Origin of the sequence: Amycolatopsis sp. La24 (assembly GCF_029087445.1) — a bacterium.
In the GTDB taxonomy this organism is placed as follows: domain Bacteria; phylum Actinomycetota; class Actinomycetes; order Mycobacteriales; family Pseudonocardiaceae; genus Amycolatopsis; species Amycolatopsis nivea.
On sequence record NZ_JARACH010000027.1, the window covers coordinates 87,006 to 101,897 of the forward strand.

At 70.9% G+C, this 14,892-nt stretch carries 14 protein-coding genes; 5 read left to right on the top strand and 9 right to left on the bottom strand.

Annotated elements, in window-relative coordinates:
• The first annotated feature begins 435 nt into the window (after positions 1-435).
• Positions 436-1,869, top strand: coding sequence for a PP2C family protein-serine/threonine phosphatase (locus tag PUT80_RS24750; protein ID WP_240691326.1), 1,434 nt, complete (start codon positions 436-438; stop codon positions 1,867-1,869).
• A gap of 30 nt (positions 1,870-1,899) precedes the next feature.
• Here PUT80_RS24750 and PUT80_RS24755 read toward each other — a convergent pair whose 3' ends face one another.
• Both PUT80_RS24755 and PUT80_RS24760 read right to left on the bottom strand, forming a co-directional pair.
• Positions 1,900-2,049, bottom strand: coding sequence for a hypothetical protein (locus PUT80_RS24755; protein WP_158714492.1), 150 nt, complete (start codon positions 2,047-2,049; stop codon positions 1,900-1,902).
• 96 nt (positions 2,050-2,145) lie between these two features.
• A complete protein-coding gene (locus PUT80_RS24760) occupies positions 2,146-3,453 on the bottom strand; it encodes a serine/threonine-protein kinase (RefSeq protein ID WP_051729001.1) in 1,308 nt (435 codons plus the stop codon).
• Between the two features lie 248 nt (positions 3,454-3,701).
• Here PUT80_RS24760 and PUT80_RS24765 point away from each other — a divergent pair, with 248 nt between their 5' ends.
• A complete protein-coding gene (locus PUT80_RS24765) occupies positions 3,702-4,154 on the top strand; it encodes a MarR family transcriptional regulator (RefSeq protein WP_037813922.1) in 453 nt (150 codons plus the stop codon).
• 99 nt (positions 4,155-4,253) lie between these two features.
• On the opposite strand, the gene aspS is transcribed toward PUT80_RS24765, so the two are convergent.
• Together aspS and xylA are read right to left on the bottom strand one after the other, a co-directional pair.
• Entirely contained in the window at positions 4,254-5,498 is a 1,245-nt protein-coding gene (aspS, locus tag PUT80_RS24770; RefSeq protein ID WP_275293655.1) for an aspartate--tRNA(Asn) ligase, read from the bottom strand.
• A gap of 289 nt (positions 5,499-5,787) precedes the next feature.
• Positions 5,788-6,936: a xylose isomerase gene (gene xylA, locus PUT80_RS24775; RefSeq protein WP_275293656.1), complete on the bottom strand. Its 1,149-nt coding sequence runs from the start codon at positions 6,934-6,936 to the stop codon at positions 5,788-5,790.
• A gap of 79 nt (positions 6,937-7,015) precedes the next feature.
• On the opposite strand from xylA, the gene PUT80_RS24780 reads away from it, so the two are divergent.
• On the top strand, positions 7,016-8,149 hold the full coding sequence (locus PUT80_RS24780; protein ID WP_275293657.1) for an ROK family transcriptional regulator: 1,134 nt from the start codon (positions 7,016-7,018) through the stop codon (positions 8,147-8,149).
• Here the strand turns inward: PUT80_RS24780 and PUT80_RS24785 are convergent.
• On the bottom strand, positions 8,146-8,868 hold the full coding sequence (locus PUT80_RS24785) for a dienelactone hydrolase family protein (RefSeq protein ID WP_037813918.1): 723 nt from the start codon (positions 8,866-8,868) through the stop codon (positions 8,146-8,148). The genes PUT80_RS24780 and PUT80_RS24785 overlap by 4 nt on opposite strands.
• A 134-nt stretch (positions 8,869-9,002) precedes the next feature.
• On the opposite strand from PUT80_RS24785, the gene PUT80_RS24790 reads away from it, so the two are divergent.
• Entirely contained in the window at positions 9,003-10,232 is a 1,230-nt protein-coding gene (locus tag PUT80_RS24790; RefSeq protein ID WP_275293658.1) for an alkaline phosphatase, read from the top strand.
• On the opposite strand, the gene PUT80_RS24795 is transcribed toward PUT80_RS24790, so the two are convergent.
• From PUT80_RS24795 to PUT80_RS24805, 3 genes are read right to left on the bottom strand one after another with little or no spacing between them, the layout of a single operon-like run.
• Positions 10,227-10,856: a dihydrofolate reductase family protein gene (locus PUT80_RS24795; RefSeq protein ID WP_134729652.1), complete on the bottom strand. Its 630-nt coding sequence runs from the start codon at positions 10,854-10,856 to the stop codon at positions 10,227-10,229. The genes PUT80_RS24790 and PUT80_RS24795 overlap by 6 nt on opposite strands.
• Entirely contained in the window at positions 10,856-11,326 is a 471-nt protein-coding gene (locus tag PUT80_RS24800) for an SRPBCC domain-containing protein (RefSeq protein ID WP_275293659.1), read from the bottom strand. The genes PUT80_RS24795 and PUT80_RS24800 overlap by 1 nt, the downstream gene beginning before the upstream one ends.
• A complete protein-coding gene (locus PUT80_RS24805; protein WP_134663085.1) occupies positions 11,323-11,658 on the bottom strand; it encodes a metalloregulator ArsR/SmtB family transcription factor in 336 nt (111 codons plus the stop codon). The genes PUT80_RS24800 and PUT80_RS24805 overlap by 4 nt, the downstream gene beginning before the upstream one ends.
• 622 nt (positions 11,659-12,280) lie before the next feature.
• Between PUT80_RS24805 and PUT80_RS24810 the strand changes: the two genes are divergently transcribed.
• On the top strand, positions 12,281-13,735 hold the full coding sequence (locus tag PUT80_RS24810) for an amidohydrolase (RefSeq protein WP_275293660.1): 1,455 nt from the start codon (positions 12,281-12,283) through the stop codon (positions 13,733-13,735).
• Here PUT80_RS24810 and PUT80_RS24815 read toward each other — a convergent pair.
• A complete protein-coding gene (locus tag PUT80_RS24815) occupies positions 13,732-14,733 on the bottom strand; it encodes a hypothetical protein (RefSeq protein WP_275293661.1) in 1,002 nt (333 codons plus the stop codon). The two genes, PUT80_RS24810 and PUT80_RS24815, sit on opposite strands and share 4 nt — an antisense overlap.
• Between the last annotated feature and the right edge of the window lie 159 nt (positions 14,734-14,892).

Sequence of the window (14,892 nt, forward strand, 5' to 3'; positions counted from 1 at the left end):
CGATGTCGTTGAACGCCGACGCGAGTCGGGCGGTGATCCCGTCGCCGTGCGCCACGAACCGCCGCCGGAAGTTGCCGTCCCCGAGGTCGTGGACCGCGGCGAGCAGCCGCTCCAGTGCCGCGACCTCGTTCGCCGGGACGGAATCCGGGTCAGGGGCCCCGGAGTTCCGGGGGCTCCCGGAAGCCTGGGGAGTCTCTGTCATCTCTGCCGACCTTCCCACCACGCGTGTGCCAGCCATGGTCGTCGACCCAGCCTGCCACGGTTCGCCCTACACTTCGACCCAGTCCGCCCGCGCACACTGTGCCAACCTGGAAGGACCAGGACCGTCAGGTCGACCCGGAGGCAGGAGGTTCGTGCATGGTGTCACGGCCCGCTCCGGCGTCGGCCCTGCCACCCGGCGCCGAGCTGCCCGGGCACGCCGGTTTCTGGCGCTCGGTGCTCGACGACGTCCGGGAGCCGGTGTTCCTCCAGGACCCGGAAGGCGCCCTGCGCTGGGCCAACGCGGCCGCGCAGCGGCTCGGCCCGGCCGAGCTCGTCGGCGTGACCGAGACCACCGGCAAGGTCGGCCACCGCCCGGCCAAGGTCCGCGCGCTGCCCGGCGGCTGGCGCGCCTGGACCGTGGTCGACGACGGCCGCCGCCGTCCCGAAGAGTTCCTCGCCGAGGCCGGTCCGAAACTGGCGCTCGCGCGCGGACGGCACGGCACGGCCCGGGTGATCGCCGAGCTGGCGGCGTCCGCCTTGGGCGATTGCGCCTTCGTGCTGCTGCCGACGACCCGCGGCCGCTGGGAATGGTGGAGCTGCACCGAGCACGGCGCGGCGGGCCACGGCCGGATCCGGCGGGTGCCGGCCCAGCTCGCGCCCGTGGTGTCCGACGCGGTCACCGACGTCGCCCGGCCCGAGGTCCGCGCGGTGCCCGCGACCGAGGTCGCGGCGCTGCCCGCGGCGGTCGCCGAGCCGTTCGAGGGGCACCTTGAGGTGTCAGTGGTTTCGTTCGGCTCCGGCATGGCGGGCGCGGTGCTGCTCGGCAGGCGCGGCGAGCCCGCGTTCGGTCTCTCGCAAGGCGAAGCCGTCGAGGCGTTCGCGGACGCGGCCGGCACGGCGCTGGCCAACGCGCAGCGCTATGCCCGCCAGGAGGAAGCCACGCGCGGGCTCGAATCGACGTTGCTGCCGACGCCGCCCGCGCAGGTCGAGGGCGCGAATTTCGAGCTGTGGTACGAACCCGCGGGCGGGGTGCTGGGCGTCGGCGGCGATTTCTACGACGTCCTTTCCCGCGACGACGGCAGCGCGTTCGTGGTGGTCGGCGACATCTGCGGCAAGGGCGCCGAGGCGGCCGCGCTGACCGGACGCGTGCGGCATTCGCTGGCCGCGCTGCATCTCGTCGAACGCGACGGCCGGACGATGCTGCGGCTGCTCAACGAACTCCTGATCTCCGGCGGCAGCAACCGGTTCGCGACGCTCGTGCTCGGTTCGGTCGCGGCCGCCGAGTCCGGGCTCGACGTCACTCTCGCCTCCGGCGGCCATCCCGCCCCGCTCGTGCTGCGGCGCGGGGGCGGGGTCGAGGAGATCAGCGTGCCCGGCACGCTCGTCGGCGTGTCGCCGCAGGCCCGCTTCGCCGAGGCGACGACGCATCTGGACGAGGGCGACGTCTGCCTGCTCTACACCGACGGCGTCACCGAAGCCCGCAACCGCACGGAATCCACCGAACTGTTCGGCGACGAACGGCTTTACACGGTGCTGGAGGACTGCGTCGGGCAACCGGCGCGCGAGGTCGTGCGCCGGTTGCGCGAGGCGGTGCGGGCCTGGCTCGGGAATTCCGGCCACGACGACATCGCGGTGCTGGCGATCGAGGCCGCGCCGCGGGCAGAGTAAGCACCGTTTTCCTTGCCCGGCACCGGAAAGCTACTTCCCGGGCCGGGTCTCCGGCTCCGGCGCTCGCTCCGGTTCCGGAACCGCCTCGGCGTCCGGTTTCGGCTCGGCCGTGCGGGCGGGTTCCGGGCGCTCGAAGTGTTCGCGGCACTGCCGTCCGAACCGGCGCGAGTGTGCGGTCATCGGTTCCACCTCCCCGGCTCGCCACCAGGATCGCGCGCCGGGACGGACTTCGCCACCGAATTGCGCCGCGTCAGCCGACCGGGTGGTCCGGTCTGTCTAATGTGGAGGCTTGCCGCTCGGCGGACCGGTGGCCGTGTTGCGGGGCGGTTTCGTCTGTCCTGGCGGGGTTTTCGGCGGTGTCCGGCCCGGCTGGCTCGTCGGGCTGACCTGGCTTTCCGATGCCGGCGCGGTCTGGGCCGTCGTGCCGGGCGGAACCGCCGTGGTCTGCACGGGCGGCGTCGCCGCGTTCGTCGAACGGACCGGCGGCGCGGACGGCGAATGCCGCGGCGCCTGGTCCGGGGAATCGGACGGAGCGGACGACGGCGGAGAAACCGGAACCGGTGCCGGGTCGAGGCCCGGCGCGGACCCGGTGCCGGGGCGAAGCGGAGACGCGAACAGCAGCGTTCCGGCCGCGACCAGCACGACCGGCAGGCCCGCCGCGAGCACCGCGCGCCGCCGCGAGACCCGGTGGCGGCGGCAGAAGACGGCCAACCGCGTTTTGATCGGAAGCCGCAACGTTTCCGTGCCGCGCAACGCACGCGCCACGGCGGTCGCGGAGGGTCTTTCTTCCGGATCGCGCATGGTCATCGCGCGCAGAGTCCTCGCAAGCGGTTCCGGCGTGCCCGGCGGCACCCGCGGCGATCGATGCAGCCGCACTACCGCGGTTTCCGCTGCCGTACCCGGGTATTCGCGGACGCCGGTGAGGCATTCCAGGAGGACGAGCCCGAGCGCGTACACGTCCGAAGCCGGGCCGGGGTGCTCGCCGAGCACCTGCTCCGGCGAGAGGTAAGCCGCCGTCCCGACGACCGCGCCGGTGTCGGTCACGCGGGTCGCGTCCACGATGCGCGCGACGCCGAAGTCGGCGATCCGCGGGCCGTCGTCGGACATGAGGATGTTGGCGGGTTTGAGGTCGCGGTGGGTCACCTCGTGCGCGTGGACGTGAGCGAGCGCCTCGGCCAGCTGCGCGCCCAGTTCGACCACCCGGTCGGCGGGCAGCGGCCCGGAGCACAGCCATTCGGACAGGTTGGGCCCGTGCACGCAGTCCATGACGAGGTACGCGTACCCCTCGTCGATTCCGGCGTCGACGAACCCGACCAACCCCGGATGCCGCACCGCGCGCAGCGCCGCGATCTCCTGGTCCCGGCGGTTGCGGCCCAGTTCGACCGCTCCGGCGTGGAACAGCTTGACCGCGACCTCGCCTCCGGTTTCGCGGTCCTCGCCGCGGTGCACGCTGGCGGTCGCGCCTTCGCCGATCCGCTCGCCCACCTCGTACCGGCCGGCCAGGACCAGCGGAGCGGGCCCGTACCGGCCCAGCGCGAACCGTCTCGCGGTCGTGCCCGCGTCCGCATCGCCGGTGCCGGTCATGTGCCGCTCGCCTTTCCCCCGGGTAGCGGGGACAACTTACTCGCCGCCGGGCGAGGACAAAAGCTGAGCCGCGGTCCGGGGGAGGACGCACGAGGTCACGCCGCCGGGCGGACCTCCCGGCGTTTCGCGAGTACAGTGGCGGCTGAGTACTACCGGCGCGCGCAATACTTGCAGTCACATTGACCTGCGCCGATGCTGCTCGGGGCCCGCGGCCGCCCGCAACCGGGGCCGTCTGGAGGAGGTGCACCATGTCGGTGTCGGACGACGCCGTCGAGGCGCGCGCGCAAGGCTGGCGGACGCTGGCGGCGCTGCACGCGCGGATCGAAGACCGGCTGAACCGCGCGCTGGAAAGCGAGCACGAGCTGTCGGTGAGCGAGTACACGGTGCTCGACGTGCTCGGCCGCCAGGACGGCTTCCACCTGCGGATGAGCCAGCTGGCCAACGCGGTGGTGCTGAGCCAGTCGGCGACGACCCGGCTGGTCACCCGGCTGGAGGAGCGCGGCCTGCTGTCGCGCTACCTGTGCCAGGACGACCGGCGCGGCATCTACACCGAGGTCACGCCCTCCGGGCAGAAGCTGCTGGCCGCCGCCCGCCCGACGCACGACACGGCGCTTTCGGCCGCGCTCGCCGAGGCGGAGGAGCTGCCGGAGCTGGCGCCCTTGGTCACCGCGCTGGGGTCGCTCACCTTCGCTGCTCAGTGACGTTCCGTGAAGGCTCCTTGAGGGAGCCAGATTCCCTCAAGGAGCCCTTCACGGACCGAAAACCCCGCGTACCAGGCCAGCGGCACCTTCGAGGGGCGATCAGGGCCGCAGGCGGTGCAGGTCCCGGGGGAAGAGCGTCGCCCCGCGCACGTTCGCCACGCCCAGCACGCGCGCGACCCAGCGCTCCAGCCCGATCGCGAACCCGCCGTGCGGCGGCATGCCGTACGCGAACGCGTCGAGATAGTCCGAGTACTGCCCGGCCGCCTCGCCGAGCACGGCGAGGTAGTCCGCGTGCCGGTGCAGCCGCTGGCCGCCGGTCACCAGTTCCAGGCCGCGGAAAAGCAGGTCGAAACTGTGCGACCGGGCCTGGTCCGCCGGGTCCGGATGGGTGTAGAACGGCCGTTTCGCCATCGGGTATCCGGTCACGAACAGGAATTCCGACCCGTGTTCCCGCTCGGCCCACGCGCACAGCCAGCGTTCGTGTGCGGGCGCGAGGTCCGGTTCGCCGCGCGGGTCCTCGCCGGTGTTCCGGGCCAGAAGTTCTTGCGCCGCGGCGAAATCGATCGACGGGATCTCTTCCGGCACCACCGGCGCGTCCGGTCCCGCCGCGGCGGCCATCTCCGCTACGACGTCGCGCAGCACGGCCATGACGTCGCGGTGGTCGGCGATGAAGCCGAGTTCCGCGTCGAGACTCGTGTACTGGGCCAGATGCCGTGCGGTGTCATGCGGTTCGGCCCGGAAAACCGGTCCCACCTCGTACACCCGCTCGAACACGCCGACCATGGCCTGTTTGAAGAACTGCGGCGACTGCGCGAGGTAAGCGGGACGGCCGAAGTAGTCGAGCTGGAACACATTCGCCCCGGATTCCGTCGCGGTGGCGACGATCTTCGGCGTATGAATCTCAGTGAATCCCTGCCTGTCCAACACTCGCCGAAACGCCGCGACACTGGCTGCGGCCACCTCGAATCGCCGCCGCAGCACCGGATGCCGCAACGCGACCGCGGCATTGTCCAGCACCACCGGCAACCCGGCGGCCACTTCGGGCCGATAAAGATCGAACGGCGGCCGCTTTTCCGGCGCGGACAGCAGTTCTAAAACCGGTTCCCGCAGTTCAATTCCTTGCGGTGCCTGCGGATTGGCGACCACCTGCCCGGTGAGCCGCACGACGGTCTCCTCGGCGACCTCCGGCGGCTCGGCGAACACTGCCTGCGCAGTGCCGGACCGGTCGCGGACGACCAGGAACGCCACGGATTTCAGCACGCGCCGGCGGTGCACCCAGCCGGCGATCGTCACGGTGGAGCCCACGCGATCACGCAGGCAGGCCACCGGGGTGCGGGTACTCATTCCTTCTCCTGAGCGCACTCGGCGACCCCTTGGGGGTGCGGGCGAGAAGGGACACTCGCGGTGCCACCGCACCTTCGCCGCCGAGTGGGCGGCCTCGTTCTGGCCGGGTGACGGCGGCCGGGCCGGCGGGGCATTTCCTCCCCGCACTCAGGAGTGTCTTCGCGCAGGGCCGCGACGCTGCCTTCTCACCGGCGGCAGCTCTCTGTCCCTCGCGGCGCCCTGCGCTACTCGTCTCCGTCAACGTGTTGCCCGCAACGGTAAAACACCGCCGCCGCCCGCGTCGCCTGATTTACCGGACGCCCAGCAGGTGCTCCAGTGCCAGCTGGTTGAGCCGGGTGAAGTGGTAGCCGCGGCGGCCGGCCGCTTCGACGTCGAACTCGTCGGCGGCCAGATCGTCCAGGGTTTCGCCCTCGGACAGCGTCGGCGTCGCCAGCTCCGGCACCCGCGACGCGGCGAGCGCTTCGGCGACCTCCGGATCGGCGCGGAAGGCACGGGCTTTCTCGCGCAGGATCAGGTAAGTGCGCATGTTCGCCGCCGCGGAAACCCAGACGTCCTCGGGATCCTCGGTGCGCAGCGGCTTGTAGTCGAAGTGCCGCGGGCCGTCGTAGCCGCCGTGCTCCAGGAGGTCGACGAGGAAGAACGCGCTGGTGAGATCGCCGTGCCCGAAGATCAGGTCCTGGTCGTACTTCGGGCCGTGCTGGCCGTTGAGGTCGAGGTGGAACAGCTTGCCCTGCCACAGCGCCTGCGCGATGCCGTGCACGAAGTTCAGCCCGGCCATCTGCTCGTGGCCGACCTCCGGGTTCAGCCCGAACAGCTCGGGCCGCTCCAGCTGCGAGATGAACCCGAGCGCGTGGCCGATCGTCGGCAGGAGGATGTCGCCGCGCGGCTCGTTCGGCTTCGGCTCCAGCGCGAACCGCAGGTCGTAGCCCTGCGAAACGGCGTAGTCGGCGAGGACGTCGAGCCCCTCCTTGTACCGGGCGAGCGCGGCGTGGACGTCTTTCGCCGCATCGGATTCCGCGCCTTCGCGGCCGCCCCACAGCACGTAGGTCTGCGCGCCGAGTTCGGCGGCGAGGTCGAGATTGCGCCGGACCTTGGTCAGCGCGTACCGCCGGATGTCGCGGTCGTTGCTGGTCAGGCCGCCGTCCTTGAAGACCGGATGGCTGAACAGGTTCGTCGTCGCCATCGGCACGCGCAGGCCGGTTTCCTCGAGCGCGCGCTTGAACTTGGCGATCGCGGTGTCGCGGTCCGGTTCGGTGGCGAGGAGGTCGTCGTCGTGAAAGGTGACGCCGTACGCGCCCAGTTCGGCCAGCCGGTGCACGCTCTCGACCGGGTCGAGCGGCGGGCGCGTGGCGACGCCGAACGGGTCGGCCGCGGGCCAGCCGACGGTCCACAGTCCGAACGAAAATTTGTCCTCCGGTGCGGGGGCGTAGTCGGCCATGCCCGTCCCTTCATTTAGTTCACGTTGTAGACTAAATACTGCGCTACGGTCGTCCCGGCCGTCAAGAGCGGAGGTCTGCATGGAACCGGTCCGGCACGACGCGATGCGGGCGCGGAACCTCGAACTGGTGCTCGGCGAGATCAGCCGCGGCGGCCCGCTGACCCGCGCCGCGCTGGCGGAGCTGACCGGGCTGACCAAGTCGACGGTGTCCACTTTGGTCGGCTCGCTGCTGGACGCGGGCTTCCTGTCCGAGACCGCCGCCGTGCGCGCGGGGGAGCGCGGCCGGCCCGGGGTCGAGGTTTCGCTGAGCGGCGCGCGGATGGCTTCGCTGGGGCTCGAGGCCAATGTGGACTATCTCGCCGCGCGCGTCCTGGACTTGACCGGCACGGTCCGCCGGTCGGTTCGCATCGAGCGGGACAACCGCAGCGTGCCAGCGGAAACTGTGCTGAAGGCGGTGCGGGAACTGGCTTCCGCGGAGTTGGCCGAGGCGCGCGAGCTGGGCTTGACGGTCGCCGGCGCGGTGCTCGCGGTGTCCGGCCCGGTGCGGGACGGCGTGGTGCTGAGCGCGCCGAACCTCGGCTGGCGGAACGTTCCGGTCGAGTTGGAGCTGCCGGTCCCGGTTTCAGTGGACAACGAGGCGAATCTCGGTGCTCTCGGCGAGCTGTGGTTCGGTGCCGGGGCGGCGGATTTCCTTTACGTGTCCGGCGAGATCGGCATCGGCGCGGGACTGGTCGTCGACTCGCGGTTGTTCCGCGGCACCGGCGGCGAGCTTGGGCACGTGCTGGTTTCCCCGTCCGGCCCGTCCTGTCGCTGCGGTGCGGTGGGCTGTCTGGAGACCTACGCCGGGCAGGAAGCAATGCTCGCCGCGGCTGGAGTGTCCACAGTGGGCGCTCTCGCTGCCGCTTTGGCCGCAGGTGACGACGCGGCGTTGTCAGCTGTCTCGGCGGCGGGGGAAGCTCTAGGGCTGGCGCTGGCGTCGGCGGTCAATCTCGTGGATGTGGACCGCGTGGTGCTCGGCGGCGTATTCGGGCCGTTGTTTCCCTGGTTGGCGCCCGCTGCGGAGGCCGTGCTGCGGACGCGGTTGACCGGCCTCCGCGGTTCGGTGCCGGTGCTGAGCCCGTCCGCACTCGGCGATTCCGCCGCGACGCTGGGCGCCGCGGGCCGCACCATCCACGGCGTTTTGGCTGACCCGGGGCCGTTCCTCGCCCGTTAGCCGAGGTTGTCGGCAAGCAGGGTCACGACGTCGCGCCAGGCTCGCTCGGCCTGCACCGGGTGATAGCCGACGCCGGGGAGGAGTCGCTGCTCCGGGCCGATCGGCGGGTGGTGGAACGCGTGCTGGGCGCCGCCGTAGACGGTGAGCCGCCAGTCGACGCCCGCCGCCTGCATCTCGGCGGCGAACGCGTCCCGTTGCGCGGCAGGCATGATCGGGTCCTCCGAGCCGACGCCCGCCCACACCGGGCAGCGGATGTTCGCTGCCTCGCCCGGACGGCCGGTGACCAGGCCGTTGATCGTGCCGATCGCGCGCAGATCGACGCCCGCGCGGCCGAGTTCCAGCACGATCGCGCCGCCGGTGCCGTAGCCGATCCCGGCGATCCGGTCCGGGTCGGTCCGCGGTTCGGCGAGCAGCACGTCGAGCGCCGCGCGGCCGATGTCGCGCATCCGGTCCGGGTCGTCGAGCAGCGGCAGGCAGCGCGCCAGCATCTCGTCGGGATCGGTGAACCAGCGTCCGCCGTGGATGTCGAACGCGAGAGCCACGTAACCGAGTTCGGCCAGCGCGTCGGCCCGTGCGCGCTGAAAGTCGTTGAGGCCGGTGCCTTCCGGCCCGATCAGGACCGCGGGCCGAGGGCCGGTCCCCGCGGGGAGCGCGAGACGCCCGACCATGGTGAGGCCGTCGGCCGGGTATTCGACGGTGCGCGTCGTGACGGTCTCCATGAGAACCCACCGTAATGAGCGCCGGGGCCCGTCGGGGTGCTGTTCACCGTCGGCGGACACGTCCATTCAGGTGACCCTCTCGCGGCGCATCCGGAAACATGTTAGGAAAGCTTCCTAACTAAAGGAGGATCCGGATGCGCAAGACGATGGTGCTCACCGCGGCCGTGCTCGCGGTGGCCGGAGCGGTGCCCGCGGTCGCGATGGCGGGGGACGGCCCGGTCGCGGATTCCCCTGGCTGGCATCCGAAAGCGCGCAACATCGTCTACATCCAGGGCGACGGCATGGGCGCGGCGCAGCGGGAGTTCGTCCGGCTCGCGACGACCGGCCGCAAGGGCGACCTGGTCATGAACCGGCTCCCAGTCACCGGCATGGTGCACACCGACCCCGACGACCCGGAAGAACTCGTCACCGACTCGGCCGCGGCGGCGACCGCACTCGCCACCGGGCACAAGACCCGCAACGGCGCGGTCGGCCAAGACGCGCAGGGCCGTCGTCTGCTGACCGTGCTCGAGCAGGCGAAACGCGCCGGGAAGTCGACCGGCCTGGTCACCACTGCGCAGGTCACCGGGGCGTCGCCGGCCGCGTTCGCGTCCCACGTGCCGTCGCGGGATCTGCAGAGTGACATCGCGAAGCAGTACATCACCGAAAGCCGTCCGGAAGTCCTCCTCGGCGGCGGCGAAGACTGGTGGCTGCCGAAGGGCGATCCGGGCGCGTGGCCGGACAAGCCGGGCGAGGAAAGCCGCAGCACGCACGGAAACCTCATCGAGCAGGCGAAGCGCTCCGGCTACACCTACGTGCGGAACGCCAGCGAACTCGCCGCGACTCGCGCGCCGCGGCTGCTCGGACTGTTCGCGAACGAGGACATGGTCGATTACGGCCCGGACGGCAAGGGCGCGTACCAGCCGAAGGTCGCGTTGCCGGTGATGGCGAAGAAGGCGCTCGACACGCTTTCCGCCAACCCGCGCGGCTTCTTCCTGTTCCTGGAAGAAGAAGGCATCGACGGGATGTCCCACGAAAACAACGCGCACGGCGTCCTCGACGCGGGCCGGGCGCTCGACGCGGCTGTCGCCGAGGTGCTGCGCTTCACCCGCTCGCATCCGGACACCCTGGTGATCATCGGCGGCGACCACGAGACCGGCGGACTGGCCATCGAGAACACCGACGGTGCGCCCGAAGGCAACGAGGACGGCCCGTTTCCCGTTCCCGGCACCAAACTTTCGCTGACCGTCGACTGGACGAGCGGCGACCACAGCGGCGTGCCGACCCCGGTCACCGCGACCGGCCCCGGCTCGGACCGCCTCGACGGGACGCTGGACAACACCGACGTCTACCGCGCGATGGTCTCCGCCGCGCACCTTTCATGAGGCGAGATTCGTGACTCCGTCGTAGTCGTCGAGCGCGGCTGCTCCGGTGACGTCGTACTCCAGCAGCACCAGTCCGCTGGGCGTGGCTTCGTGGCGGACGAGCCGCAACCCGGTCGCCGACACCGGATGCGGGAACTGCAGCCGTCCCGCCCCGAGCACCGTCGGCGTCATGACCAACCGGACCTTGTCCACGACTCCCTCGGACAGCAGGGTGTTGCCGAGCCGGGCGCTGCCGTGAATCTGCAGCTCCCGGCCCGGCTGCGCCTTGAGCTCGCGCACCGCGGTGGCCGGATCGCCGCGCAATACGGTGGTCGGGGCCCAAACGCCGGTTTCGAGCGTGTTCGACACGACGTACTTCGGCAGGGAGTTCATCCGCTCGGCGAACGGATCGTCCGGATCCGTGACCGCGGGCCAATCCCGCGCGAACGACGTGTAGGTGCGGCGGCCGAACAGCAGTCCGTCTGCCAGATCCAGCCACTCCGACGCCCGCTGGACGAACGCCTGGTCGAGATGCGGGACGAACCAGCCGCCGCGGGAGAACTCGCCGCTGGTGTCCTCTGTGGACGATCCAGGCCCTTGGCTGACGCCGTCGAGCGTGACGAACGCTGTGAGGGAGATCTGCATCAGGCCTCGCTTTCCGCGACCCGGGCGAGCTGAGCCGTGACCGTGCCCCAGCCGTCCGCGAACCCGAGATCGGCGTGCCGTTCCCGGGCCGCCGGATCCCCGTGCCGGACGACGACGCGGTAATCCGTCCCGTCCGGATGATCCCGGAGGACGATCTCCGCCGTCATCGCGACCGGCTGCGGGTTCGCCGGCCGCCACGAGCTGTCGAGGGCGTTCGTGAAAACGATCCGCTCGTAGTCCTCGACGACGAGGAAGCACGCGTCGAGATGCGAGACGAAGGTGTCGCCGTCCTCGCTCATCCGCGTGACGAACGCACCCCCAGCACGCACGTCCAGTTCCTCGACGCGGCACCGCAGCGGGGCGGGAATCCACCACTGGGCGAGGCTGGCCGGGTCGGTCCAGGCGTCCCAGACGCGTTTGCGGGGCGCGCGGATGACGCGGTCGAGGGAAAGATCGAGGTCGGGGTTCACGGCTGGTCCTCCTGGCTGGTGACGAACTGCTCGAGCCGGTCGGTGCGCCCGGCCCAGACGCGCCGCTGCTCGGCGAGCCAGTCCTCGACGAGCGCGAACCGCTCGCGGTTGAGGACGCACGTCCGCACCCGCCCGGACTTCTCGGTGCGGATCAGCCCGTGCGACTCGAGCATCCGCACGTGCTTCATGAAGGACGGCAACGTCATCGGCGCGTCGCCCGCGAGCTCCCCGACACTCGCCGGCCCCACCCCGAGCCGCCGCACGACAGCCCGCCGGGTCGGATCGGCGAGGGCGGAGAAGACCCCGTCGAGCGTGGTCGAATACTGAGCCATGAGGCTAAGTATTGCGGGCGGGGATGGTTAGCGCAAGAGCTAAGTGTTTCGGGCCGCGGCGAGGCGTGCTCACGGTCGGAGTTTGAAGCGCTGGTGGCCGCCGGGCGGACGGGAAACCCTGCGCGAAGCGGGGTCAGCTGCTCGCGCTCTGTGAGGAATTCGGGAGTGCGGCTAGCCGAAGCTTCCGCTGCGTCGGGGCCGGGCTGGGCAGCCGATCCCGCCACCCGGGCCGGTCGCGGCGAGCGGCGCGGTAGGTGGCGTTGAGACCGCGTCGGCGCACAAACCCAGCTCGCGCCGATGAACCGGGTCGCGGCGAGTGGCGCGGTAGCGGGCATCAAGCGGACCCAAGCGCGTAAAAAACCCATCCCGTGCGAGGGCACCACAGCCGTATCCGCGAACCGAGACAACTCCGCCCGACCCGCGCCTACGCACGCGGTCCAGCGGAACAAAGCGGCAACCGAGGGAGTCGAACCCTGCGCGGCTTGTGAAGGCGGCGCTCCTGACCGGCCCTGACCCTTCGGCGGGCGACGGCTGCCATGCATTGCGTGTACCCGTTTCAACGCCCGCCCCAGCATCGCAATTCCCGCTTCACCCGAACGGGGCCTGCTGGCAGGCTGGGCGCATGGACGATCTTCTCCTCCGCCGCGTCCGGGTCGGGTTGCAGGGGCCGCTGGCCGACGTTCGGGTGCGCGACGGTGTCGTGTCGGCAGTCGAGGAACCGGGCGCGGGGACCGGGTTCGCCGCCCGCGTGCTCGACGGGCACGGCGGCACGCTTCTGCCCGGGCTCGTCGACGCGCACGCACACCTCGTGCAGTGGGCCGGATTCCGCAGGCGCATCCCGCTGGACGGTGCGCGATCCGCGGTGGGTGCGGTCGAATTGCTGATGGAGAAGCTGCTCGACGCTCCGGCGGGGGAACTCGTCGTCGGCGTCGGGTTTCGGGACGGGCTCTGGCCGGACCGGCCGCACAAGGACCTGCTGCAGCGCGCGCTCCCGGGCCGCGCGGTGGCGTTGTTCAGCGCGGATCTGCATACGTTGTGGCTCAGCCCGGCCGCGTTGAAGCTGATCGGCCGTGAGCACCCGACCGGCGTCCTGCTGGAGAACGACTGCATGAGCGCCACGGCCGCGCTGCCGTCCGCGCCGGTCGAGGTCCAGGACGCTTGGGTTGCCGACGCGCTGGCTGCCGCCGCGAAGCGGGGCGTGACGTCGGTGGTCGACTACGAATACGCGGACACGGTCACGGATTGGACCCGACGGGCGGCCACGGCAAAGCCAGCGACGAGGGTTTCCTGTGTGATCGCCCGGTATTTGCTGGACGAGACCATCCAAAGAGGACACCGAACCGGGGACGTGCTCGACGCGGGCGAAGGACTGCTCACGGTCGGCCCGTTTAAGCTGTTCGTCGACGGTTCGCTCAACACCCGCACCGCTTACTGCCACGATTCGTACCCGGGATCCGGCGAGAACGGGCTACTGGAGCTGCCGCCGGAGGAGTTGGTGCCGTTGCTGCGCCGCGCGCACGAGCACGGGCTGACCCCGGCGGTGCACGCGATCGGCGACCACGCCAACACCATCGCGCTGGACGCGTTCGCCGAGGTCGGCTGCCCGGGCCGGATCGAGCACGCGCAGTTGCTGCGGCCCGAGGACGTGCCGAGGTTCGCCGCGCTCGGGCTGGTCGCGAGTGTGCAGCCCGCGCACCAGCCCGACGACCGCGACGTCGCCGACCGGCATTGGCACGGCCGCACCGACCGCGCGTACGCCTATCGCGCCCTGCTGGAATCCGGCGCCCGGCTGGAACTCGGCTCGGACGCGCCGGTCGCGCCGCTCGATCCGTGGGACGGGATCGCCGCCGCGGTCGGCCGGACCGACGACGAGCGGCCGCCGTGGCATCCCGAACAGGCCATCCCGCTCGCCGACGCACTGGCCGCGTCCTCGGGCGGCCGCCGCGGCGTCCAGGTCGGCGACGTGGCCGATCTGGTGCTGACGGCGGCCGACCCGAGTGGACTGTCCACCAAGGAACTGCGGGAAATGCCGGTGTCCGCGACGATCGTGGCCGGGAGGCCGACGTACTTGGCCTAGACCGCGCGGGCGATGGCGATCGCGCCCTTGAGCCGTTCGCCCGCCTCGTAGAACATGTACTCCTTGCCGTTCATCGTGCCGAACGACGGGGCGGCGCACCGGCCGTTGTCCGGCGCGCCCGCGAGCGGAGCGTGGAAGACGCCGAGGTGCTCGCGTTTGCCGAAGTCGTTGCCGACCTCGGTGATCAGCATGTTCCCGCCGGCCTCGATGTTCTCGTGGTACACGACGTAGGTGGAATTGTTGCGCCGCACCACGGTCGGCGCGCCGATGTTGCTCGCGCCGACTTCTTCGGGACGGATCAGCGGCGTCTGCGAGAATGTCCAATCGCGAGCGTCGGCCGACCAGCCCCACCCGATGCTGCGGTGGTTGGCGGTGGTGTTGATCATGAACACCATCACGTACTTCGCGCCGCGCGAAGGCAGGTCGTGCTCGAACACCTTGGCGTAGGAGGTTTCGGTGGTGCCCTTGGGCAGCATCGACGTCGACAGCACCGTTTTGTCGTAGGTGAAGTGGATCCCGTCCTTTGACCGCGCGAGGCGAGTCGTGGTGTTCTCGCCGTGGAAATACAGCCACAGCTCGCGGGTTTGCCCGTGCCACAGGACGAACGGCGACGACACGTGCGACACGTCGTAGTGCGGCTTCCAGACGTTCTTGACGATCGGGTTGCGCGGGTATTCGACGAACGGCCCTTCGAGACTGTCCGCATAGGACAGACAGATGCCGCCCGGCGCGTCGTGCGGGGCGTAGTAGAGGTAATAGCGGCCGAGCGGGTTGGCGAGCTTGTCATAGACGCCGCGGATGCACGGGAAGATCACCTCGCGCCTCGCCGGCGGGTACTGCAGTTTGCTTTTGTCGAACGCGGTGCGCACGTACCGGTACTCCGGGAATCCGGCGGGCGCGGCGCTCGCGGTTCCGGTGCCGAGCAGGGGCAGCGCGGCCAGTGCGAAGCTCGCTCCGGCTGCGCCGCGCAGGGCGGTGCGGCGGGAAAGTTCGGTCATGCGGACGCTCCCTTTCATCGACGGTTACCCTGAGCGACTCTTCGGGTGCCGCTGAGGCGCTGTCAAGGTGCTAATACGTATTAGTCCCTCGCTCCGGCAAAACAGGACAGAAACATCCCGGAAGCCTTGACGGTGCCGGGCCCGGCGCAGATCCTCGCC